22 protein-coding genes and 1 tRNA gene are annotated in these 20,910 nt (G+C 58.1%); 13 read left to right on the top strand and 10 right to left on the bottom strand.

All coding sequences use genetic code 11. The features are described 5' to 3' along the window. Positions 1-2 precede the first annotated feature (2 nt). A complete protein-coding gene (locus tag P4G45_RS13670) occupies positions 3-1,154 on the top strand; it encodes a lactonase family protein (protein ID WP_348267033.1) in 1,152 nt (383 codons plus the stop codon). Positions 1,155-1,238: 84 nt separating this feature from the next. Here the strand turns inward: P4G45_RS13670 and P4G45_RS13675 are convergent, their stop codons facing one another. After that, positions 1,239-2,273, bottom strand: coding sequence for a VWA domain-containing protein (locus P4G45_RS13675; protein WP_348267034.1), 1,035 nt, complete (start codon positions 2,271-2,273; stop codon positions 1,239-1,241). Between the two features lie 204 nt (positions 2,274-2,477). On the opposite strand from P4G45_RS13675, the gene P4G45_RS13680 reads away from it, so the two are divergent. Both P4G45_RS13680 and P4G45_RS13685 read left to right on the top strand, forming a co-directional pair. Beyond that, the gene (locus P4G45_RS13680) at positions 2,478-3,818 is read left to right on the top strand and encodes a VWA domain-containing protein (RefSeq protein ID WP_348267035.1); all 1,341 of its coding nucleotides are present in this window, start codon (positions 2,478-2,480) and stop codon (positions 3,816-3,818) included. Positions 3,819-3,834: 16 nt separating this feature from the next. Continuing rightward, the gene (locus P4G45_RS13685; RefSeq protein ID WP_348267036.1) at positions 3,835-4,707 is read left to right on the top strand and encodes an EamA family transporter; all 873 of its coding nucleotides are present in this window, start codon (positions 3,835-3,837) and stop codon (positions 4,705-4,707) included. Between the two features lie 237 nt (positions 4,708-4,944). Here P4G45_RS13685 and P4G45_RS13690 read toward each other — a convergent pair whose 3' ends face one another. Then, on the bottom strand, positions 4,945-5,751 hold the full coding sequence (locus tag P4G45_RS13690) for a polyphosphate kinase 2 family protein (protein WP_348267037.1): 807 nt from the start codon (positions 5,749-5,751) through the stop codon (positions 4,945-4,947). Between the two features lie 83 nt (positions 5,752-5,834). Further along, positions 5,835-6,059, bottom strand: coding sequence for a twin-arginine translocase TatA/TatE family subunit (gene tatA / locus P4G45_RS13695; protein WP_348267038.1), 225 nt, complete (start codon positions 6,057-6,059; stop codon positions 5,835-5,837). 151 nt (positions 6,060-6,210) lie between these two features. On the opposite strand from tatA, the gene P4G45_RS13700 reads away from it, so the two are divergent. Continuing rightward, entirely contained in the window at positions 6,211-6,948 is a 738-nt protein-coding gene (locus P4G45_RS13700; RefSeq protein ID WP_348267039.1) for a hypothetical protein, read from the top strand. Between the two features lie 64 nt (positions 6,949-7,012). Here the strand turns inward: P4G45_RS13700 and glgC are convergent, their stop codons facing one another. From glgC to P4G45_RS13715, 3 genes are all read right to left on the bottom strand, one after another. Continuing rightward, entirely contained in the window at positions 7,013-8,275 is a 1,263-nt protein-coding gene (gene glgC / locus P4G45_RS13705) for a glucose-1-phosphate adenylyltransferase (protein ID WP_348267040.1), read from the bottom strand. A 184-nt stretch (positions 8,276-8,459) separates the two neighbouring features. Continuing rightward, the gene (locus tag P4G45_RS13710) at positions 8,460-8,768 is read right to left on the bottom strand and encodes a hypothetical protein (protein ID WP_348267041.1); all 309 of its coding nucleotides are present in this window, start codon (positions 8,766-8,768) and stop codon (positions 8,460-8,462) included. 168 nt (positions 8,769-8,936) lie between these two features. Next, positions 8,937-9,197, bottom strand: coding sequence for a hypothetical protein (locus P4G45_RS13715; RefSeq protein WP_348267042.1), 261 nt, complete (start codon positions 9,195-9,197; stop codon positions 8,937-8,939). 191 nt (positions 9,198-9,388) lie between these two features. On the opposite strand from P4G45_RS13715, the gene P4G45_RS13720 reads away from it, so the two are divergent. The 8 genes from P4G45_RS13720 to gcvPB all read left to right on the top strand — a co-directional run bounded on the left by P4G45_RS13720 (position 9,389) and on the right by gcvPB (position 16,777). Further along, positions 9,389-9,922, top strand: a complete 534-nt coding sequence (locus tag P4G45_RS13720) for a hypothetical protein (RefSeq protein WP_348267043.1) — start codon at positions 9,389-9,391, stop codon at positions 9,920-9,922. A gap of 31 nt (positions 9,923-9,953) precedes the next feature. Then, positions 9,954-11,555: a methylmalonyl-CoA mutase family protein gene (locus tag P4G45_RS13725; RefSeq protein WP_348267044.1), complete on the top strand. Its 1,602-nt coding sequence runs from the start codon at positions 9,954-9,956 to the stop codon at positions 11,553-11,555. A 76-nt stretch (positions 11,556-11,631) separates the two neighbouring features. Further along, complete coding sequence (gene gcvT, locus P4G45_RS13730; RefSeq protein ID WP_348267045.1) at positions 11,632-12,759, top strand: glycine cleavage system aminomethyltransferase GcvT; 1,128 nt, start codon at positions 11,632-11,634, stop codon at positions 12,757-12,759. Positions 12,760-12,797: 38 nt separating this feature from the next. Further along, positions 12,798-13,088, top strand: coding sequence for a muconolactone Delta-isomerase family protein (locus P4G45_RS13735; RefSeq protein WP_348267046.1), 291 nt, complete (start codon positions 12,798-12,800; stop codon positions 13,086-13,088). A 65-nt stretch (positions 13,089-13,153) separates the two neighbouring features. Beyond that, positions 13,154-13,540 carry a glycine cleavage system protein GcvH gene (gcvH, locus tag P4G45_RS13740; protein ID WP_348267047.1) on the top strand — a complete coding sequence of 129 codons (387 nt, stop codon included), beginning with the start codon at positions 13,154-13,156 and terminating at the stop codon, positions 13,538-13,540. Positions 13,541-13,542: 2 nt separating this feature from the next. Further along, complete coding sequence (gcvPA, locus tag P4G45_RS13745) at positions 13,543-14,880, top strand: aminomethyl-transferring glycine dehydrogenase subunit GcvPA (RefSeq protein WP_348267048.1); 1,338 nt, start codon at positions 13,543-13,545, stop codon at positions 14,878-14,880. A gap of 2 nt (positions 14,881-14,882) precedes the next feature. Then, positions 14,883-15,227, top strand: coding sequence for a hypothetical protein (locus P4G45_RS13750; protein WP_348267049.1), 345 nt, complete (start codon positions 14,883-14,885; stop codon positions 15,225-15,227). 2 nt (positions 15,228-15,229) lie between these two features. Next, entirely contained in the window at positions 15,230-16,777 is a 1,548-nt protein-coding gene (gene gcvPB / locus P4G45_RS13755; RefSeq protein WP_348267050.1) for an aminomethyl-transferring glycine dehydrogenase subunit GcvPB, read from the top strand. 235 nt (positions 16,778-17,012) lie between these two features. Here gcvPB and P4G45_RS13760 read toward each other — a convergent pair whose 3' ends face one another. Beyond that, the gene (locus tag P4G45_RS13760) at positions 17,013-17,585 is read right to left on the bottom strand and encodes a DUF2911 domain-containing protein (RefSeq protein ID WP_348267051.1); all 573 of its coding nucleotides are present in this window, start codon (positions 17,583-17,585) and stop codon (positions 17,013-17,015) included. 103 nt (positions 17,586-17,688) lie between these two features. Here P4G45_RS13760 and P4G45_RS13765 point away from each other — a divergent pair. Further along, a tRNA-Arg gene (locus tag P4G45_RS13765) sits at positions 17,689-17,765 on the top strand. Between the two features lie 208 nt (positions 17,766-17,973). Here P4G45_RS13765 and P4G45_RS13770 read toward each other — a convergent pair. The 3 genes from P4G45_RS13770 to P4G45_RS13780 all read right to left on the bottom strand — a co-directional run bounded on the left by P4G45_RS13770 (position 17,974) and on the right by P4G45_RS13780 (position 20,907). After that, positions 17,974-18,375, bottom strand: a complete 402-nt coding sequence (locus P4G45_RS13770) for a DUF2237 domain-containing protein (RefSeq protein ID WP_348267052.1) — start codon at positions 18,373-18,375, stop codon at positions 17,974-17,976. Positions 18,376-18,381: 6 nt separating this feature from the next. Further along, positions 18,382-19,623 (bottom strand): ornithine--oxo-acid transaminase, encoded by a 1,242-nt coding sequence (gene rocD / locus P4G45_RS13775; protein WP_348267053.1) that lies wholly within the window; start codon positions 19,621-19,623, stop codon positions 18,382-18,384. 150 nt (positions 19,624-19,773) lie between these two features. Further along, positions 19,774-20,907 (bottom strand): alkaline phosphatase family protein, encoded by a 1,134-nt coding sequence (locus P4G45_RS13780; RefSeq protein ID WP_348267054.1) that lies wholly within the window; start codon positions 20,905-20,907, stop codon positions 19,774-19,776. Positions 20,908-20,910 lie beyond the last annotated feature (3 nt).

Here is a 20,910-nt window from a genome sequence, read left to right on the forward strand (position 1 = left end):
GAATGACGAGGCGAAAATTTATGCAGAGTTCGGCAGCAGCTACATTGGCAGCGAGTGCTTCACTGGCAAACGCGGGCGTTGGAAGTAAAGACGAGCTGTTACTAGTAGGAACACAGACGACGGGCGCGAGCAAGGGAATCTACGCGTACTCGTTCGATGAGGCGACGGGAGAGCTGAAGCAGACCGGGCTCGCCGCGACGATCGAAAACCCGACCTTCATGGCGCTTGCTCCCGGCGGCAAGCGGCTGTTTTCAGTCAGTGAGGCCAGCGATTTTGCCGGAACGACCGGCGGCGGCATCACGGGATTCAATCTCGACCGCAGCACCGGACACCTCACCGAGATCAATGCGGAGCCTACAGGTGGCCCTGGAACCTGCCACGTCGCCGTGGACCACACCGGCCACTGCGCCTTTGTCGCCAACTACAACGGCGGCAGCGCGGCCAGTTTTCATGTAAGCGACGATGGGCATCTCAGCAAAGCGGTCAGCTTCTTTCAGTACGAGGGGCATGGACCGAATAAGGATCGTCAGGATAAACCCCATGCGCACCGCGTGACCGTGTCGCCGGACAACCGGTTTCTGCTGATCAACGATCTTGGGCTCGATGAGATTCATATCTACAAGCTGGATGCGAAGACGGCTAAGCTGACACCGAATGAGCCTCCGGCATGGAAGTCCGCTCCCGGCGCGGGGCCGCGTGCGCTTTGCTTCCATCCCAACGGCAAATGGGCCTACTGTGTCACCGAGATGACGTCGACGGTGGTTGTCTTCGACTGGAACGCGGAGGCAGGAACGCTCGAGGCGATTCAGACAGTCGAGTTGAATCCCGAGGGATACAAGGGCGAGACCGGCGGGTGCGACATTATCTTCGACAGCAAGGGTCGCTTTGCCTATGTGGCGAACCGAATCAACGACTTTATGGCTTCGTTTACTATCTCGGAGACGGATGGCAAGTTGGCCTTGATGGAGCGGACCTCCTGTGGCGGTAAGATTCCACGGCATATTGCGCTGAGCCCGAACGACCGCTGGCTGCTGGTCGCAAACCAGGTCTCAAACAACATCTCCGTCTTCGCGCGCGATGCAAAGACAGGCAAACTGGCGAATTCGGGGAAGAGCTTTGAGCTGGCTGCTCCGCAGTGTTTGGTGTTTGCATAGCGTTAGCAGGAAGTACAGATACTTATGAAGTGAAAGCCGACGGTCGCTCGTCGGCTTTCACTTTTTGGAATATGCCCGTTTGACTCAATCATTGTTGCCCATGGAATCGGCGAGGGCGTAGTACCCTTTGCGGGCCTGCACCTTCTGACCTTTCTGGCAGGTGATGTTGAGCGTGCGGAAGGTGCCGTCGACCTTCAGGTTGGTGGGGGTGTAGCTGGCGAGGTACTGGGTGCGCAGCTCGTCCTGAATCTGATCGAAGGCATCTTCGAGTTTTTTGCCGTTATTGCCGACGTTGATGACGCGGCCACCCGTCTCTCTTGCCAGGCGCTCCATGTCCGCAGCGCCAGTGTCTGCGAGATTGATGCCGAAGCCTCCACCGTAGAATCGGCGATCCGCGATGAGGATGACGTAGACGATGGTGTTGGCTTTCTGAGCGGCCTCGATGGAGGACTTGAGCGTCTCCTGGCTACCCTGGTCGCCGCCGTCGGTGAGCATGACGATGACCTTGCGACCAGCCTCCTGGCGAAGCTTATCGTGGGCGGCGAGGAAGACCGCGTCATAGAGCAAGGTCCCACGAGGAGACCCGTTGCCGGTGACCGAGCCGGTGCCGGCGCCGGTGTTGATGGTTGCCTTGTCGATGGCACGCTTCAGCTCGCGCGGATTGTTGGTGTAGTCCGAGAGAAGATCGACGTTAATGTCGAAGGAGATGAGGAAGGCCTCGTCTTTGGGGGTAAGAACGTCTTTCAGGAACTCGGCGCCGGACTGCTGTTCCAGCGAAAGGACGTTCTGCTGGCTACCGCTGGTATCGAGCAGAATGCCGATGGTGAGTGGAAGCTTCTTTTCCTGGGTGAAATTCTTGATTGTCTGGGGGACCCTATCTTCGAAGATCGAGCAGTCGTCCTTGTGGAGGTTGGTGATGAAGCCGTCCTTGTCGCGCACGGAGAAGTAGACGTTGACGAGATTGACGTTGACCTTGAGGGTCTCGATATCCTGGTCGTCACGTGGCTGGGCGACGGCGGTGCTGGCCGGCGGTGGCCCGTCGGGCGAGGGAGCTTCCTGCGCGTGAAGAGGGAGAGAGAGACCAAGCAATAAGGCGGCAACGGAGGCAAAGGGGCGCATACCTCATTAGACGACGAAGATTGGGTGGAGTCAGCGGAAAAATGCAGCGTCGCTGTAGAGAGAAGGGCGCAACATAAGGGGGTGGTACAGCGTCCAACCAAAAGGCTTAGCTGGGATGGCGGCGCGGCGGTCGCGCTGGTAGTCTGGTAGTTGGCGGGATAATTCTGGATAGGATCCCGGCTGGAAGGTCATTGGGGGGCGTTCGTGGTGAAGTACAGCATATTGGCGGGAGCTGTGGCATGCATGATGCTGGCGCAGCAGGCACGGCAAACGGTAGCACAGGACAACACACCGCAAACAGTGGCACAGCAACAGGCGATTCCCGATGCTCCAAAGCCGCAGCAAGCGACACCGTTCAATGCGGTTGCGCCGGGCAAGGGCACGACTGCCGACGATAGTGACGCCACCTCTTCGAGCCCGGATGCGGAGGCGCCCCCGAGCAGTCTGCCGCAGACGCCGGCTGAGAAGGCCGCGCAGGGAACGCCGCCTGAGATTCCCGAAGCAGGACAGGGGCCAGAAGCTTTTACGCTGCATGTACAGACAAACTTTGTCGAAGTGCCGTTTACAGTGAAGGACAACAAGGGCCGTCCGGTACCGGGGCTGACGTGGCGCGATGTGCGCGTGTATGAGAACGGCCTACGGCAGCAGATGGCCCTGTTCACGGTTGATCCATTTCCATTGTCGGTAGCGCTGGTCATCGACCAGAGCATGACCTACGACAATATGACGAAGGTCAACAATGCTCTGGAGGCTTTGCAGGGAGCGTTTGCGCCCTACGACGAGATCGCCGTTTTTACCTATAACAACGGCCCAAGAATGCAGACGGACTTCACGGCTGCGCAGAGCGCCCGGGTGAGCGCAGTACTGGAGCGGTCGAAGTCGACCGGACGCGAAGGCGCGATGGCTTATACCAGCGGCCCGCTCTCACAGAACATCAATACCAATGGCGGCGCAAACAGCTATATCGACCCCAATACGAATGCGACCCACGGCACCAGCCTGAGCGGTACGCTGAACGTTCCCAAAGAAGTGCACACGCTGAACGACGCCATTCTGGCTGCCGCAACCCACCTAGCGAAGACGCGCAGCGGACGGCGGCGAGTCGTCTATGTGATCAGCGATGGCAAAGAGTATGGCAGCACGGCGAGCTTCAAAGAGGTTGTGAAGTACCTCCAGACCAATAAGATCGCCGTGTATGGAACGCTGGTGGGCGACTCTTCCCTTCCCGTGGTCGGCTTCCTTGACCATATCCATCTGCCGCTGATGATGCGGGACAACGTTCTCAAGTCCTATGCCGAAGCGACGGGCGGCAATCTTGATGGCGAATTCCGGCAAAAGGGCATCGAACAAAGCTTTGCCAGGATTGCCGGAGAGGTGCGCAACCAGTACACCGTCGGCTATTACACCCATGAGCCGTTCATCGATGGGAAGTACCGGTCTCTTGAAATAAAGGTGATGCGGCCCAACCTGACCGTAATTGCGAAGAAGGGCTATTACCCAACGGCGGAGGATATCAAGCCGTCGGTCGTCGTCCGCGGAAAGTAGGCGCACCCTGCTGCATGTGAATGCTCTGCTGGCCCTGGCGGCGGCAGTTTTATGGGGCGGAGGAGATTTTTCCGGCGGAATGGGCGCAAAGAACGCCGGCGGCACGATGGGTGGCGCACTGCGGGTGATTCTGGTGAGCCATGCGGCAAGCTTTGCCGTGCTCGTGGCCGTCGCCCGCTGGCGTGGCGATTTGTTTCCACATGGCGCTGCACTTGCTTGGGGAATCGGGGCCGGAGTCGCAGGAGGGATCTCGCTGGCGTGTTTCTACGTCGCGCTCTCGCGGGGAGCGATGGGGGCCTCAGCCGCCTTGAGCGGTCTGCTGGCTGCGGCTATTCCGGCTGCGGTCGCGATTGCCAGCGAAGGGTCGCCGGGTCTGCTTCGCATCGTGGGATTCGTGGTGGCGGGCGCGGCTATATGGCTGATTGCCGCGGGACCGAATGCTGAAGCTGTCCCAGCGAAGACGGGTACAATCTGGCTCGCACTCGTGGCGGGGACAGGGTTCGGGATTTATTTTGTGGCGCTGAAGATGGCTGGCGTCGCGGGCGTTCTCTGGCCTATGGCAACGGCAAGGATGGGCAGCCTCACCGTCTGCTCTTTGATGCTGCTGGGACTTTCGTTCAGTTCGAAGACTTCGGCGATCGCTCAGGGCCGGTTAACGCGTGCGGCGGTGCGTTGGGCGCTGACAACAGCGGTGCTGGATACTTCGGGCAATCTGCTGTTCATTGCCGCAACAAGGGCCGGGCGTCTGGATGTAGCGGCAGTACTGGCCTCGCTTTATCCGGCGTCAACGATATTGCTGGCGGCCTGGATGCTGAGCGAGCGACCAACGCGGCGGCAAGGGATTGGAATGTTGGTGGCAGCGGCAGCAGTGGTGATGATTACGCTGTAAGCATTCGTAGGCGAGGGGCTAACTTTTCCTCTCGCGCCCCTCCCATTGACACCCCTTGCTACAATTAAAGCAATGGGTGAACAACAAGCTCGGCTTCGCGCCGGGCTTTCAAGTTTAATCTGTCCGCCACAAGTCTAGACTTAAGTTTATTATTTTGAATACTTTAGGACTTGAAGTACAGTGGGGCTCGAGCTATAGCTAAGTAAACGCAGCAGACCGGGAGGCATTGGTGAAGCTCTATAGCTTAATGCCACTGGCGTCCAAGGTCGGAGCCGGATATTTGAGTTTGAGGCCCTGCATGGCGTCGACAATGATTTGCGAAATGGCAACGTTGCGATACCACTTGTGGTCTGAGGGAATGACGAACCAAGGGGCATGCTTGCGACTGGTGGCGGAGAGGATATCGTCGTAGGCGTTTTCGTAGCTCGACCAGAACCTGCGCTCGTGAAAGTCTGCTTCGGAGAGCTTCCAGTGCTTGTCCGGCGTGTCGATGCGGGCCTTCAGACGGTTGGTCTGCTCTCCGTGGGAGATGTGCAGGAAGAATTTGAGAATCACGACGCCGTTATCGCTGAGCATGTCCTCAAACCCGTTGATATTGTCGAGTCGCTTGCGAGCCACCTTGCCGGAAATAACCTTATGGACTCGAGGCGACAGAACATCTTCATAGTGCGACCGGTTGAAGATGCCGATCATGCCCCTGGGCGGAACAGCATTATGAGCACGCCACAGGAAATCGTGCCGGGCCTCCAGCGGGGTCGGGACTTTGAAGGCGGTGACATCACAACCCTGGGGGTTGACGCCGGAGAAGATGTGGCGAATGGTGCCGTCTTTGCCCGCCGTGTCCATCCCCTCGAGAACGATCAACAGAGCTTTCTGTTCGCTGGCGTAGAACACTTCCTGAAGGGTGTTGAGCTGGCTACGATGTTTGACGAGAACCGCTGCCGCAGACTCCTCGGTTTCGAAGTCGCCCGTTTCGGTGGTTGGCAGGCGGGAGAGACGAACCGCCGCGTGCGGCTTTACGAGATAGGGCGACTTCAGTTTCACGAATACATGCCTGCCTGGTCTCGACGAGACTGTTGGACAGAACTACAGAGAAGAGTCAGAAATTTGAACGGGCGCCGTCCGGGCTACACGTGGGGCTGCTTGATCGATTCTTCCGGCTTCGGCGTGACGGCGTGGGTGGTCTCCGTAGGCTTGTTCATCTCCTCGGTGACGCCCTTCATTCCGTCTTTAAAGCCGCGCAGTCCTTCGCCCAGCCCTTTGCCCAGTTCAGGCAATTTCTTGCCGCCGAACAGCACTATAACGATGATCGCGAGGATGGCAAGATGCCAAGGTTGAAATAGATCGCCCATATGAATTCTCCCTACAAGCCGGGCGCGTAACGCTCCAGGCGGCTCATATCATTGTCGCACAAACTGGTAGTACGGATAGACCACAATTCCGGTCTCTTTGTAGATACGATACAGCGAAGCGGGCAGATCTGCGGCAGACGTTATATCTTGGATGATGAAGGTAATGCAGGAGAAGATGTTGGGAAAAAAGATGCAGAGTGTGAAGTCGGGTTTGAAGATGGCCGGGACGTGGAAGAGTGGGACACGCGCGGTAAGTGGAATGTTGCTGGCAGCCATGTTCGGTGCAGGCGCAGCAGCGATGGGGCAGGCCCAGGGCAAGCTGGCTGCAGCGCCGCCGGTTACCTATAACAATCGCTATGAAGTGTATGGTGGCCTGAACTTTATGAACTTTCAGGCCGGACAGAACCTGCCCACGCGGATGAACATGGGCGGCGGAGAGATTCTGGGAACTTACTGGCTGACCAAGCGGGTCGGCCTGGCTGCCGATTATCGCGGCGAAGCGGGAACGACTCCCGTATTTCCCAGCGCGCCGATTCCTCCAAACCCGAACTACATCAACCGTCCACTGGTGTATATGAACATGGGCATGCTTGGAGCACAGTTGCGCGGACCGAAGAACCAGTTTGCCGCAGTCAACCTCCACGGATACTTTGGCGTTGCGCATGGCGTATTCGATGGCGGCACCGGCGGCGTTCCTCCCCAAGATGTCGGCCTGTATGCCAACCGCACCAAGCCGATTGCAGCGCTGGGCGGCAGCATCGACGTCAATCGCTCAAGAAACTTGGCGTTCCGGCTTTCACCCGATCTAATTCTTGAGCACTTTGGGACAGAGACGCGGGAGTTCTTCGCGGTCTCGGCGGGCGTGGTCTATCGCTTCGGCAATAAATAAGAAAAGACACTTTCAATAAAAAACCGGCCGCGAAGTAAGCGGCCGGTTTTTATTGGGCGGTTACTTACCAGACTTCGCGCTGCTGGAGAAAGTCCGGCGAGACCGGGTTTTCGTAGACAGAATAGTCTCGGGTGACAACCGTGATGCCGCTGGCGGAGACAAAGTAATTCTTCTTGTCTTCGTTGGGATCGTACCCGATGACCGTGCCATCTGGAATGTGGACATCGCGATCGAGGATGGCGTGCCGTATACGGCAATGGCGGCCGATGTTGACATGCGAGAAGACGATGCTTGAGTCCACGTCCGCGTAAGAGTTGACACGAACGTCGTGCGAGACGACGCTGTTGCGCACGACGGCTCCGGAGACGATGGAGCCGGAGCAGACGATGGAGTTGATGGCCATACCCGTGCGCCCGGGTTCGCCGAAGACGAACTTGGCAGGCGGATATTGGTAGGGCCGGGTACGCATGGGCCAGGACTTATCATAGAGATTGAAGGTGGGCGAGACCCCTGCAACATCCATATTGGCTTCGTAGTAGGCCTCCAGAGTGCCGACGTCGCGCCAGTAGAGGGCCTTTGTTTTGTTCTCGTCGACAAAGTTAAACGCCTGCACCTTGAAGCGGCCCAGGAGCTTGGGCAGAATGTCGTGCCCGAAATCATGCTTGGAGTCTGGATTTTCGGCATCTTTCAACAGTTCCGGAATAAGAACATCGGTGTTGAAGATGTAGATACCCATGGAGACATCGACCATGTCCGGGGTGAAGGGCGAACGAATGTTGGTTTCTTTCGGCTTTTCAACGAAACCGGTGACGTCTCCATTGTGCGCAATCTCGACGACGCCGAAGGCCGACACCTCATCGGGAGAGATTGGCAGCGTGGCCAGGGTCACCTCGGCGCCGGAATCCTTGTGCTGGGCGAGCATGCGCCCGTAGTTCATCTTGTAGATGTGATCGCCCGAGAGAATGATGACGTATTTAGGCTCCTCAGAGCCGATGGAATAGATGTTTTGATAGACGGCATCGGCGGTGCCGGTATACCAGTTCTTGCTGACGCGCTGCATGGGCGGCAGGATCTCGATGAACTCGCCCAGTTCGTTGGCGACCACCGTTCCCCAGCCTTCGCGGATGTGGCGGTTGAGGGAGAGCGCCTTGTACTGAGTGAGAATGTAGACGCGACGCAGATCGGAGTTGATGCAGTTAGACAGCGTGCTATCGATGATGCGGTACTGCCCGGCAAAAGGAACGGCAGGTTTGGCACGGTCACGGGTCAAGGGGAACAGCCGTTCACCGGCGCCACCGGCAAGCAGAACACCAAGCGTATCTTTCATAATTGACGACCTCGGACTACGAACTGTGAACTACTTTCGTCGGATGCACAAAACCGCGAACGAGCTTCCACAGAAACGCGAGTCTATCATTATGAGGATTCAGTGTGCTGATTTTTCTGATTCAGTGTGCGCAAAATCGAAACCGGACAAAGATGGCCGGGGGATCCAAAGACCGTACCCAGGCTTATTCTTCCCTTGTGTTCTCTTCGGCTACACTGATGCGCAGCGACTTCAGAAAGGTGAGGTCATTTGGGGTGAATGGACCTTCGCCGCTTTCGACATCGGCCTCGAAAAGTTCATCCGATTCGCCGTCGCCTTTTCCTGACTCAACCTCGTTGAGTCCGATCGTAGCTTCGAGCATGAGCAGCACATCAAAACCCTGCTCACGGATGTTTTTCACGACGACGGCAATGTCCTCCGATTCCGAGACGGACTCGTGAATCGCTTCGCCAAGTTTCTGGATTAGTTTTTTGATTTTCGGGTTCAATGCCACCTCCGGACTGCCCTTTGTATGCAACCAACCACGCATCGGGTATTCCCGGGCTTACGCGACCGGCGGGAACGGCATTGCGGGTGCAGCGACGTACCTTGACGCACATCTACAGAATACGCTCGCTCGGTTCGCCCTGCAATCACATTGAATGGAACCTTTTTAGGTACGCTAAACAACGGTATGATGATCGCCCCAAGCCACTTCGAGCCGTTTTGCCAGTTCCTGCACCGGTTGAACCCGCTTGGGGCCCCAGACCAGAAAACCTGCCGCCGCAGCACAGAACCCGCCCATCATCCAGAGAAAACTCTTCATTGTCTCTTGCCCCTTTTCTTTACCAACTTTCGGTTGGATGCAGCAAAGCCCCGGAGCGTCTATTTTGGAAAAGCGCTTTTCGCGCAAAACATCGGAAGGATTAAACTCCAGCCCCAAACATCAGGAGGCTCATCTCACCCGGAGAAGACTGCTTCACTCGACATATTCAAACCGCGCGGCAAGCGATCCGAAGGTCTCGGCGGCGCGGCTTGATACCGCTATCGCATCGCAAGACGACTAGACATAGCGATTGAAGATTTGTCGCAGAAGCTGTTCCAGCGGGTCGATGAACCGCTACACTTTCTAGTATGGATTCGGTTCGCTTCGGTCGTGCCCTTGGGGTTGGAGCTCGTGCGGCGGCAAAGACGTTGGTGACAGCGGTCGACGCTGCCACTGCGCCTAATCCTTCCGCCACGAAGGCGAGGCCTGCCCCGAGTAGTCCCGAGAGGAGTGCACGGCCAACCGAGGCTTCGGCCAGATCAGAACAGCCGACTCAGGCTCCGAGTGCGCGGGTGGGACAACAGGCTGCTCGCACAGCAACTCAGGCACGTCAGACCGGGCAGGGGCTGGTACGCGGCAGCAAGCGCTTTGGAGAGGCCGTCTGGAGACCTTTCGTGAAGCTTTCCGGCGTTCTGGGGCTTGAGTTGGCCGGCGTATTTTTTGGGCTTTTCGCCTTCTTCGGCGCAGGCTGGGCTTGGAAATTGCGGGACAACCTGCATGAGACCGCCGCAAACCATGATGCTCATGTTCGTTTTCTGGTCTGCGTCGTGATGACAGTCGTGTTCGGATATTTTCTGGTGAGCAGCTTCGTGAAGGCCAACCGCAGGGGACGCGGGCGATAGATCGCAACCGCGGCGAGTACACTACAGCGTCATGTCCGAATCACCTAAAACGAGTTCCGGAATTCCTGTCGATCTGGTCTATGGAGCAGAGAGCCTTGAAGGCTTCGATGCCGCGGAAGAACTAAGCAAGCCGGGGGCGTTTCCGTATACCCGTGGGATTCAGCCGACGATGTATCGCGGGCGGCTGTGGACGATGCGGCAGTACGCCGGCATGGGCGATGCCGAGGAGTCGAACCGACGGTACAAATTTCTGCTGGCCCACGGTACGAAGGGACTATCGGTCGCCTTCGATCTGCCGACGCAGATTGGGTATGATTCCGACTCGCCGCTCGCGCTCGGCGAGGTGGGCAGGGTGGGAGTGGCGATTGATTCGATCGAGGACATGCAGAGGCTGTTCGATGGAATTCCGCTGGATACGATTTCGACTTCGATGACGATCAATGCTACGGCGTCGATTCTGCTGGCGCTCTATGCTGCAGTGGCGCGCCGGACGGGTGCGGACGTAAAGAAACTGAATGGAACTGTCCAGAACGACATTCTGAAGGAGTACATCGCGCGCGGAACCTATATCTATCCGGTAGGGCACGCCATGCGGCTGGTGACGGACATCATCGCGTGGGCAGCGGTGGAGACTCCAGAGTGGAATACGATCTCGATCTCCGGCTATCACATGCGCGAGGCGGGTTGTACCGCCGTGCAGGAGGTGGCGTTTACGCTGGCCGACGGCATGACCTATGTCCAGGCAGCGATGGATGCAGGACTGGACGTCGATGCGTTTGCTCCACGGCTGAGCTTCTTCTTCAACGCGCACAATAATTTTTTGGAAGAGGTTGCCAAGTTTCGTGCAGCGCGGCGGCTGTGGGCGCACATCATGCGCGATCACTTTGGCGCGAAGAATCCGCGAAGCTGGATGCTGCGCTTCCATACCCAGACCGCGGGATCGACGCTGACGGCGCAGCAGCCGGAGAACAATATTGTGCGCACGACGTTGCAGGCGTTGGCCGCAGTTCTGGGGGGAACGCAGTCGCTGCATACAAATGGCTTCGACGAGGCATTGGCACTGCCGACGGAGCAAGCCGCACGGATTGCTCTGCGGACGCAGCAGATATTGGCACATGAGAGCGGGGTGGTGCAGACGGTCGATCCGTTGGCTGGATCGTACTACGTCGAGTCGCTGACGAACGAAATTGAGTTGCGTGCGAAGCAATATATGGAGACAATTGCCGGGTTTGACCGCGCTGGGAAGTACGGGATGCTGCGGGCCATCGAACAGGGTTATGTACAGCGCGAGATTCAGACTGCGGCCTACGCCTACCAGCGGGCAGTCGATGCGAAGGGAACAATCATCGTTGGGGTGAATGAGTTTGCCGCCGAGCAGGAAGTCGGAGTGCCAATTCAGCGGATGGATGAAGCCCTGGAGACGCGGCAGGTGGAGCGGGTACGAGCACTGCGGCTGCGGCGGGATCAGAGTGTTCACGCGATGGCGCTACGTCGTGTTGAAGATTCAGCCCGGAGTGGCAGCAACCTGATGCCGCAGATTTTGAATGCGGTGGAGAGCTATGCCACCGTTGGCGAGATCGCCGATGTGCTGCGGACAGTGTTTGGGGAGTATCGCGAAACCGTTGTGATCTGAAGGGCTACCACTTCTGCCGTTGCAAAATGCTATCGTTGATACTGGAAACGGTTGTTTAACTGAGGAATTAAGCACTATGACTGAGTCAGGCCCACTACGTAAGACTGCACTGAACGCCACGCACCGAGCATCCAAAGCCAAGATGGTGGATTTTGGCGGATGGGACATGCCGGTCGAGTACACCGGCTTAATCGCCGAGCACATGGCAGTGCGGACTTCCGTTGGCCTGTTCGACGTGTCGCACATGGGCGACATTCAGTTGCGAGGACCGGCATCCCTGGCCGCAGTGCAGCAGCTTTGCATGAATGACGCGTCGAAGCTGGCGGAAGGACAGGCGCAATATTCGGCGATGCTTTATCCGAACGGTACTTTTGTTGATGACGTGGTAGTGCACAAACTTTCGGACAACGATTACCTGATAGTCATCAATGCGGGAACGCGTGAGAAGGACATTCAGTGGGTGCGACAGGTGATTGGGCGGATGCCGGGCGTCCATGTGAACGACTTCAGCGACTACTATACGCAGCTTGCGATACAGGGTCCGCGCGCGATGGAGACGTTGCAGAAGCTGACCTCGACCGACTTGAGCGCGATCACGAACTACTGGTTTACCTGGGGACAGGTGTGTGGCCTGCACAATGTGATGATCGCTCGCACGGGCTACACGGGCGAGGACGGGTTCGAAATTTACATCCCGTCGGATGTGCCGACCAGTGAGCGCGTGTGGAAGGAAGTGCTCGCGGCAGGGGCTGAGTTCGGTATTTTGCCCTGCGGGCTGGGAGCGCGCAATACGCTGCGACTGGAGTCGGCGATGGCGCTCTATGGGCATGAGATCTCGGACACGATCAACGTGCTCGAGGCAGGACTGGGACGGTATGCGAAGCTCGACAAGCCGGAGTTTGTTGGCCGCGAGGCGTTGCTGGAGATTCAGGCGAACGGCGGCCCGAAGCGCAAGCTGGTAGGGCTGGAGATGATCGAACGCGGCATCGGCCGCGACGGCTATCCCGTGTTTGCGCTCGATGGCTCTCGAATCGGCGAGATCACCAGCGGGTCGCCTGCGCCATTTTTGAAGAAGAATATTGCGCTGGCTTATGTGCCGGTCGAACACGCCAGACTCGAAACTGAACTGGCGGTTGAAATACGTGGACAGAAGGTAAAGGCGAAGGTGGTGCCGACCCCCTTCTACAAACGCCCCAGAAAATAGCCTGCCCAACTGCACTGCTCGAAAACAAGGAGCTACTTTTGCAATTCCTCATTTTGACTCGACGCCGCACGGATGCTTTTGCCCCTGACACCTGGACGTCCGAATTGCTTGAACGGGAATCTCAGCGTGTACGTGAGCTATATGCCGCCGGAGTGATACGCAGCATCTGGCGACGGGGGGACATGCCGGGCGCGGCTCTTCTGTTGGAAGGTTCGACGGAGGATGAGGTACGCGAAGCCATCTCCAGCCTGCCGCTGGCCACGCTCGGAATGCTCGAAATTGTCGCCCTAACACCGCTTGAACCTTATCAAGGCTTTGGCCCCCGCTAAACAGACGTTGCTGCACAATTTCCAGCACTCAACCTACTACAATGGAAGACGGAGAATACCCAGACATGGCCTATCCTGCCAGTTACAAGTACACCAAGGAACACGAGTGGATTGAGGTTGACGGGGCCAAAGGAACCGTCGGCATCACGGACTATGCACAGAACTCGCTGGGCGACATCGTCTTTGTCGATCTGCCCAAGGTGGGCGACAAGGTTGAAGCGGGGAAGATCTTCGGTTCGGTGGAGTCAGTGAAAGCAGTCTCCGACCTGTATGCTCCGGCATCAGGCACCGTAACGGCGGTGAATGAAGAATTGGCAAACGCGCCGGAGAAGATCAACGCAGACGCGAACAAGACGTGGATGCTGAAGCTTGACCTGGACGGAGCACAGTCCGACGGTCTGCTCTCTGCCGCGGACTATGAAAAATTCATCAGCGAAGAGACCGGACACTAACGATGCGCTATTTGCCGAAGTCCCCTGCGGACCGCGAGGAGATGCTCGCCGAGATTGGCGTTGCGTCGATCGACGATCTGTTTTCGAGTATTCCTGCCGAGTATCAACTGAAGCGCGATCTGGCGGTTCCACGGCAGCATGGCGAGTCGGAGATTCTTGACCGCTTTCGCGCCTTCTCGGAAAACAACGCTGCTGGCTATTCGAGCTTTCTCGGAGCGGGCGTCTATCGCCACTATCGGCCTGTCATTATCGACTCGCTGGTGCAGCGTGGTGAGTTTCTGACCAGCTACACACCTTACCAGCCGGAGATTGCGCAGGGCACGCTGCAAGCCATGTTCGAGTTCCAGACGATGATCTGCGAACTGACCGGCATGGAGATCGCCAACGCGTCAATGTATGACGGGTCGACTGGCGCAGCCGAGGCCGTGATGATGGCGGTGCGCGTCACCGGACGCGATGGCGCAGTGGTAGCGCGGACGGTGCATCCGGAGTATCGCGAAGTGCTGACAACGTATGCGCAGCATCAGGAGATTCCGGTTACTGAGGTTGGCTATACGGCGAATGGCCGGGTCGATCTGGCAGCGCTGGATGCCGCAATTACCAGCGATACGGCCTGTGTGCTGATCCAGTCACCGAACTTCTTTGGCACGATTGAAGATGTAACCGCGATTGCTGAGATTGCGCACAAAAAGGGTGCGCTGGTGATTGTGTCAATTGCGGAGGCGGTATCGCTGGGAATCGTGAAACCGCCTGTCGAAGCGGATATTGTGTCGCTGGAGGCGCAGTCGCTCGGCGTCGCCGTTGGGTATGGCGGACCATACTGCGGCGTGATCGCCTGTAAGGAGAAGTTCCTGCGGCAGATGCCGGGACGCTTGATCGGCGAAACCAAAGACGTGAACGGCAAACGCGGCTTCGTGCTGACGCTCTCCACTCGTGAGCAGCACATCCGGCGCGAGAAGGCTACGTCGAATATCTGCACGAATCAGGCGCTGGTGGCGCTGATGACGACCATCTTCCTGACCGTCTATGGCAAACAGGGCATGAAGGAGTTGGCTGAACAAAATCTGGCGAAGGCGCACTATGCGCAGACGACCTTGGGTGCTGGAGCGAAGGTATTGTTCGATGGCGCGCCGCGCTTCCATGAGTTTGTGTTGGATCTGCCGAAGAGTGCGGAGGCTACCAATACTGCTCTGCTTGGCGAAAAAATCATCGGCGGATTGCCCTTGCAGAAGTGGTATCCCGAGCTTGGGCCAAATGCTTCGCTGTGGTGTGCGACCGAGCTGACGACGCGCAAGCAGATTGACGCAGCAGCAGCGGCGCTCACAGGCAAGAAGGGGTAACCGTGGACGTATCCGCGATCATCGGCGAAGAGCTTGTAGCGGTGGAGTTTGTGCAGGAGTATCTGCAGCTTCGCTTTGCGGCTCCATTGTTCGTCTTGTACGCATGGCCGCATGTGCTGTTTCCCGATTTCTCGGTTGCTTATGGCGAGCCGGAATACCGCAATGCACTATGCGCACAGATTGGTGACAAGGTTGTAGCGGCATCGCTTGAAGAGGGCGACGCGCTGACGATTGAGTTTGAAAACGGCACGGTGTTCGGTCTTTCGTTGCGCGAGGAAGACTTGGATGGCCCAGAGTCCGGTAGTTATTCCGAGTCCGGCAGCGCAGGCGATGCGCAGGAGTTTTAGCGATGGCAGATGAGAAGTTTACAGGCACGCCGAAGAAGGCGACGACGCACGTTAATCAGAACGAAGATCTGATCTTCGAGAAGTCTTCGCCGGGCAAGAAAGCCTATCGGCTGGCTGAGTTGGACGTGCCAGCGGTCGATGCCGCTTCCCTGCTGGGCGCATGGACCCGCACCGATCTGGGCGTGATGCCGGAGCTGAGCGAGATTGAGATCATCCGCCACTTCACCCGGCTTTCGACATGGAACTACGCGATTGACCTGGGGATGTATCCGCTGGGTAGCTGCACGATGAAGTACAACCCACGCGTGAACGAAGCGGTCGCGCGGCTCGAAGGGATCGCCGAGGCGCATCCTTATCAGCCGGAGTCCTTGTCGCAGGGCTGTTTGGGAATCATGAAGCTGTTGCAGGATTGTCTGACTGAGATTACCGGCATGGATGCGATTACGCTGCAACCGGCTGCTGGTGCGCATGGCGAGTTTACCGGCATCCTGCTGGTGCGGGCATATCACGAGAGCAAGGGCAATCCCCGGAAGAAGATCCTGATTCCCGACTCCGCGCATGGAACGAATCCGGCGACTGCGGCGGTTTGCGGCTATGAGGTTGCGAACCTGAAGTCGAACGCTCAGGGTATGGTCGATATCGCTGAGTTGGAGCGGATGGTAGATGAGGATACGGCGGCGCTGATGCTGACCAACCCTTCGACAATTGGAGTGTTTGAGAGCGAGATTCACAAGATCGCCGACATTCTCCATGCAAAGGGAGCGCTGCTCTACATGGACGGCGCGAACATGAATGCGCTGGTCGGCAAGACTCGGCCCGGCGATTTCGGCGTGGATGTCATGCATTTGAACCTGCACAAGACTTTTTCTACCCCGCATGGCGGCGGTGGTCCGGGGTCGGGCCCAGTGGCCTGCAAAAAGATACTGGAGCCGTTCCTGCCGACACCTGTGGTAGTCACACGGGCAGACGGAGCGTTGGGATTGGACTACGACCGTCCCCAGAGTGTCGGGCGGGTGCGGATGTTCTATGGCAACTTCGGCATGTTCGTGCGGGCGCTGGCTTACATCCTGGCGAATGGGCCGGACGGTCTGCGGCAGACGACTGAAGACGCAGTGCTGAACGCGAACTATATCCGGGCAAAGCTGGAGGGCATCTTCGAGCTGCCCTATAAGACGCGGACGCTGCATGAGGTCGTCTTCAGCGACAAGTTGCAGGCGCGCAATGGCGTGAAGACTGGCGACATGGGTAAGCGGCTCATCGATTACGGCTTCCACGCCTACACCGTTTCCTTCCCGATGATCGTTGCAGGCGCGATGATGATCGAGCCCACCGAGAGTGAGTCGCGTGAGGAGCTTGATCTGCTTATCGATGCGCTTAAGCAGATTGCACGGGAGGCAGAGGAGAATCCTGAGCTGGTGCAGACAGCCCCGCATACGACGAGGGTGCAACGATTGGACGAGACCACAGCGGCGCGGAGGCCCATACTGCGCTGGAAAGCTCCGGTGGCCTCAGTCCCTTTGGTCCCTGATAGTGCCGCAAAGGAGTGGTAGATCTCAATCTTCTACGATCGCCCGCTGCAGCTTGAAAATACGAGTTCATGATGGCGAGGTGTGGGGCAGTTGGCTGTCACTCTGCGCTTTGACCCAAAGCCGCGATCTTGGTGGGCAGCATGGGATCTGCAAATCGAGCGCTCGGAACCCTTCGGTCCCGGCGCTCGATTTGCAGGCGATAGTGAAGCTACGGCAGCCTCAAGCGGCGGTCGTAACGCGGGCAGCAGAAGAGTAGCTATTCAGCAGTAACAGTCACATATTCGTCGGCCTTGTCCCATTTGATATGAAGCTGGGCGGTGTTCCCCTTGGCATTTTCAAACGAAATGGACATCTTTTCCTGGGAGGTGGGCAGGGTGTTGTTCTTCATGGGAGTGCGGCCGAGGTCACGGTCTTCGTGATACTCCGTGCCCCATTGGCCCGTCTGCTTGTTAATGATGAGGAGCCAGGTGTCGGGGCTCGGCAAGGTATAGATGGTGTAGGTTCCGGCAGGTACGTCGAGCGTTCCAATCTTCAGATTGGCCTTGGTGATCAGCGTGGTAGCAGGATTGGCTCCCGTCCGCCAGACTTTTCCATAGGGGTCTTCGCCACCGATCATTTTGCGACCGCGCAGGGAGGGCGCGTTGTAATGAATAACGATGTTCTTGCCATCTAGGCGGACCTGAGCAGTAGCAGCCGGGCTGAGGAGCGGCTTGCTGGAAGGTGCAGACATGCCGCTCATATGGTCCTGCATCGGAGCGGCGGACTGTGCGAAGCCGGCGGTGGCAAATAGGGCCGTACAAGCCAAGGTGGCGAGGGAGCGAATGAGCATTGGGAGTAATCTCTCTTTCCTGAGTTTCAGGATAATGGTTCGATGCTGGACTGCGACGAAGCGGCTGTCAACCGGCGCGAAGATCATGCTACGCTAGGGGTATGCACCCGTAGCTCAGCTGGATAGAGCGGCAGCCTCCGAAGCTGTAGGTCAGAAGTTCGAATCTTCTCGGGTGCACCACCTTCCCCCCACATAATCTTTGTAATTTCGGACGAGTTGCCGCACGCTAACTCGTCTGCAGCAGCGCTCGTCTGCTCGCGAACCTTCCGATGAATTTGGCCCAGACCGGACGGTGGGGCGTGAAAGGCAAGAGGATGGCGTATCGATTCCCCCAGAGTGGAGCTCCATACTAACCGCGAGCTAGCTGGCTCCTTGCGGCGTGATGCGGCTAGTGGAGTTGGTCCGGAATAACGGCGTACTGAATGAGAAGTTCGAAGGGGACGATGCGAAGTGTGTTTTCGTGCGTGGCTTCGAGAACGACGGGGCAGGCTGCTCCGGCCTGCTGCACCTGCAGCCAGCGGGCGGCGCAGACACACCAGCGATCGCCGGGCTTGAGGCCGTTGAAGCCATACTGCGGCATGGGCGTGGAGAGATCGTTGCCAAGGGCCTTGCTGGCGGCGAGAAAGGCCGCATCGACGACGCAGCAGATCGTGTGGATACCTAGATCGTTCGGCCCGGTATTGCAGCAGCCATCGCGAAAGAACCCAGTCATGGGATTGCAGCCGCAGGTGCTGAGAGGAAGGCCAAGAACATTTTTGCTGGGAGCTTGTTGCGTTTCAATGTTGGCCATGGAGTATTAGATGCCTTCGAGGACAGTCTGGAGGCGGTCAAGCGCCCAGAGCAGGTCTTCTTTTTCAATGATGAGTGGCGGAGCCAAGCGGATGACGTTGTCGTGCGTCTCCTTGGCCAGAATGCCTTCGCGCATGAGCGCTTCGCAGACGGGCCGGGCGGGGCCGTCGAGCTCGATGGCGGCCCAGAGACCGCGGCCCCGGATCTCGCGAATGTGAGGGCTCTTGATCTTGCGGAGGCGCTCGAACATGACGAGGCCCAACTCGGCGGAACGTTCAGCGAGACGCTCTTCGACGATAACTCTGAGTGAGGCTCGGGCGACGGCGCAGGCCAGCGGGTTGCCGCCGAAGGTGCTGCCGTGGTCGCCGGGGTGCAGCAGGCCAAGAACCTCGCGCGAGCTGAGAACAGCGGAGACGGGATAGAAACCGCCGGCAAGCGCCTTGCCGACGATGAGCATGTCCGGCTTGATGCCCTCGTGCTCGTAGGCGAAGAGCTTGCCGGTGCGGCCGAGGCCGGACTGAATCTCGTCGGCTATAAGCAGGACGTGATTCTCTTTGCAGATGGCGGCGGCCTCTTTGAGGAAGCCGTCGGGCGGCATGAGAACGCCAGCCTCACCCTGAATCGGTTCAACGAGGAATGCGGCGGTGTTAGGCGTGATTGCGGCGCGCAGAGCGGCGACATCGCCAAAAGGGATGATCTTGAAGCCGGGCAGGAAGGGGCCGAAGCCGTCGCGGTACTGCGCATCGGTGGAAAAGCTGATGATGGATATGGTACGTCCGTGGAAGTTATTGGCGCATACGATAATCTCAGCCTGATTTTCGGGGACGCCTTTCACCTTGTAAGCCCACTTGCGAGCGAGCTTGAGGGCAGACTCGACGGCCTCGGTGCCGGAGTTCATGGGCAGCGTCATCTCGAAGCCGGTGAGGTCGTGAATCTCCTTGTAGAAGAGGGGAAGCTGGTCGTTGCGGAAGGCGCGCGAGGTAAGGGTGACGCGGTGCGACTGCTCCAGCATGGCGGCGAGGATGCGCGGATGGCAGTGACCTTGGTTGACGGCGGAGTAGGCAGCAAGGAAGTCGAGGTAACGGCGGCCCTCGACATCGTAGACCCAGACGCCCTGAGCCCGCTCGACAACCACGTCGAGTGGCTTGTAGTTTTTGGTGCCGTACTGGTCCTCAAGCCGGATGTACTCGGCGGTGGAGAGTTTCTGCTGTTCGGTCTCAGTATCGTGATGCAGGATGGTGGCTGCCATAACTGTCGCCTTTTAATGTGATGTGAAGCTATTATTTCACGCGTTCGGCAGGGAGCGGCCAGCCTGTCGCGCGAAAGCGGCTTATCGACGCCAGGAAATGGCATACAAACGAAGCCGCATGGCTACAACGAAGGTCCATGTCCGCCACGGTCAGTGGACCACCTGAATGCCTGGCAGCGGCTGGCCGGCAGCGGGTGTCTGCTTGTTCCAGTCCTTGCCAACGAGCTTGGCCACAGTGGCCGCAATCTGACTCTGGGTGACGGGAGTCCCGCCTGCGACTTCTCCATTGTGCGGAATGCCCGGCCCCATAGCGGCGATGAAGATGTATTTCGAATCGGGGATCTTCTGGCCATGGCTCTTCCACTCGACGGGCGCTTCGCCACGTCCGTGGTCAGTAAGCAGAATCAGCGTGGTGTGATCGCGATACTCAGGGTCTGCCTGAGCCATCTCCCAGAGGCGCCGCAGATACATATCGACGCGGTTCGTTGCTTCGAGATAGCGGCCATAGTTGCCTGCATGTGCCCAGTCGTCCGTCTCGCCCAGAGACAGATAGAAGAGCCGAGGATGTTTTGCCTCAATATATTCGACTGCCGTGTAAAAGGTAGGAGCATCGAAGGTTTCGTCGGCCCAGACGCGCGGCGTCTCCGCCTTTAGGTGATTGAGCAGATCGAGCCGCGGTGTCATGGGGATCGAAGTGAGCGGCTCATAGCCGGCATTGTCGGTAAAGCCGCAGCGTTGCCGGTTGAAGGCGTCCGCAATCACGCTCCAGGCACCGAAGGAGGCGGTCTTGCCTGCGAGGCCGGGCTGCTTATTCAGCCACTCGAAGACGGTGACGTTGGGATTTGGCACTGGATCGTTCGAGTTGATGCGCGGATCGGCATAGCCGACGAGCGTTTCACTGTAACCCGGATAGGAAAAATTCCGGCCATTGGTCACATGCGCATCGGAGCCCGTATCGCGATTCCCGTAGATCTCACCTTCGGGAACGATGTGGCCCCACAGAAACGGCATCAGCGCAGCCCTCGCCTGCTGCGGACTCGAACGGACATACTGCCGCACCAAGGTGTCGATAGGCTGATTGTCGTTGTTAGCCTTGGTCAGCAGCGACGCGTCGGCACCGCGAAAGACCTCCTGCCAGCGAAGACCGTCGGTCATGATCAAAAAGACATGCTCATGCGTGGGGTTGGCCGGTTGAGTCGCTGACTGCGCCCGCAACGGGATCACCGCTGCGAACGCGCCAAGGATGGTGAAAAGAACGAGCAGCTTTTTCGGGAAGACTTTCATCCC

Source organism: Edaphobacter paludis, from assembly GCF_039993895.1.
GTDB classification, from domain to species: Bacteria; Acidobacteriota; Terriglobia; order Terriglobales; family Acidobacteriaceae; genus Edaphobacter; species Edaphobacter paludis.